This window comes from Sphingomonas sp. Leaf25 (assembly GCF_001421635.1).
Lineage (GTDB): Bacteria > Pseudomonadota > Alphaproteobacteria > Sphingomonadales > Sphingomonadaceae > Sphingomonas.
The window spans coordinates 132159-133805 of the sequence record NZ_LMKU01000030.1 but is presented as its reverse complement, the minus strand read 5'-3'; the positions used below and the strand labels follow the sequence as shown (position 1 = coordinate 133805).

Annotated in this window: 2 protein-coding genes and 1 pseudogene; 1 reads left to right on the top strand and 2 read right to left on the bottom strand. The window is 66.8% G+C overall.

Annotated features, from left to right (window positions below; all coding sequences use genetic code 11):
- Positions 1 to 98 precede the first annotated feature (98 nt).
- Positions 99 to 422: pseudogene (locus ASE78_RS19640) on the bottom strand (TSUP family transporter); the annotation flags it as partial.
- A gap of 1 nt (position 423) precedes the next feature.
- A partial coding sequence (locus ASE78_RS19635; RefSeq protein WP_414887013.1) for a sulfite exporter TauE/SafE family protein occupies positions 424 to 862 on the bottom strand: 439 nt, incomplete at its 3' end.
- A gap of 151 nt (positions 863 to 1013) precedes the next feature.
- Between ASE78_RS19635 and epsC the strand changes: the two genes are divergently transcribed.
- On the top strand, positions 1014 to 1647 hold a 634-nt coding region (epsC, locus tag ASE78_RS14430; protein ID WP_235515088.1), incomplete at its 3' end, for a serine O-acetyltransferase EpsC.

Genomic DNA, 1647 nt, shown 5'->3' with positions numbered 1-1647 from the left:
CCCCAGCGCAGGCTGGGGTCTTTCGCGGCTCTTGCATCGCGCTACGCCATAGAGACCCCAGCCTGCGCTGGGGTGACGTTTGGTTGGACCAGTTCCTCTTACGCCAGCGCCTTGTACACACTGTAGGCACTGGTGATCGTCAACACGATGCCGACGAGGATCAGCAGCGTGCGTGCCGGCACGCGCTTGGCGATGATCGCACCGAACGGGGCCGCGAGGATGCCGCCGATCAGCAGGCCGCTGACCGCCGTGGTGAACGCGGCGACGCCGAGGTGGATCAGGAAGGTCAGCGATACCGACAGCGTCAGGAAGAATTCGACGGTGTTGACCGTGCCGATGGTGGTGCGCGGGGTCGATCCCTGCACCAGCAGGTTGGAGGTGACGACCGGCCCCCAGCCGCCGCCGCCCGCCGCGTCGAGGAANCCCCGCCGATCAGCCCGAGCGGCGCGATGACCTTCGGCTCCTTCGGCGTCGGCGGGTGGCGCAGGCCGCGCCACAGCAGATACACGCCGATCAGCGCGAGATAGGTCATCACGAACGGCCGCGTCACCGATGCGTCGATCGTCGAGAGCAGATACGCCCCGGTCACGCCGCCGGCGATGCCGGGCAGGACCAGCCGCCAGAACAGCTTCCAGTTGACGTTCCGGTGGAGCGCATGGCTGATCCCCGACACGCCGGTCGTGAAACATTCCACCAGATGCACGCTGGCCGAGGCGGTGGCGGGCGGTACGCCCAGCACGCTGATGAGCAGGGTCGAGGAAATCACGCCAAACGCCATGCCGAGCGCTCCATCGACGATCTGGGCGGCGAAACCGGCGGCGATGAATTCCGCAAGGCGCGCCCAGTCCAGGTTTTCGAGCATCCGGTGTCCTTCAATGTCGGCGTATGCGCGGCCCGTGATGACGGCAAATGGCAATTCCGACAAGATAGCTGGGGTTTGTTACGCCTACAGCATGGCTTGGCGACGGGCGGCAGCGCTCCTACATGACCCTGACGTGAGAAGGGGACTGCCCATGACGGCGCGGCTGTTGCGCTATCTCGATTCGATCAAGGCGCGCGATCCCGCGCCCCGGTCGCGGCTCGAGATTATGACCTATCCCGGCGTCTGGGCGCTCGTATATCACAAGATCGCCCACCGGCTGTTCAAGCGCCGGTGGTATTTCGCGGCGCGCGCCGTCAACCACTGGTCGCGCTTCCTGACCGCGATCGACATCCATCCCGGCGCCACGATCGGGCGGCATTTCTTCATCGACCACGGCTTTGTCGTGATCGGCGAGACGGCGGAGATCGGCGACGACGTCACCATCTACCAGAATGTGACGCTCGGCGGGACCAGCCCCGACAACGGCGTCGCGGGCAAGCGCCATCCGACGATCAGCGACGGCGCGATCATCGGGTCGGGCGCGCAGGTGCTGGGACCGATCGTGATTGGGCCGCGCGCGCGCGTCGGCGCCAATGCGGTGGTGACGAAGGACGTGCCCGAGGCGACGACCGTCGTCGGCATCCCGGCACGTCCGACCGTGGTCGAGGGCGGGCAGGCCGGCAATCCGCGCTTCGTGCCCTATGGCACGCCGTGCCGCGAGATGTTCGATCCGCAGACCCAGCGGGTCGAACTGCTGCGCTGCGAACTCGAATCGCTGCGCAAGC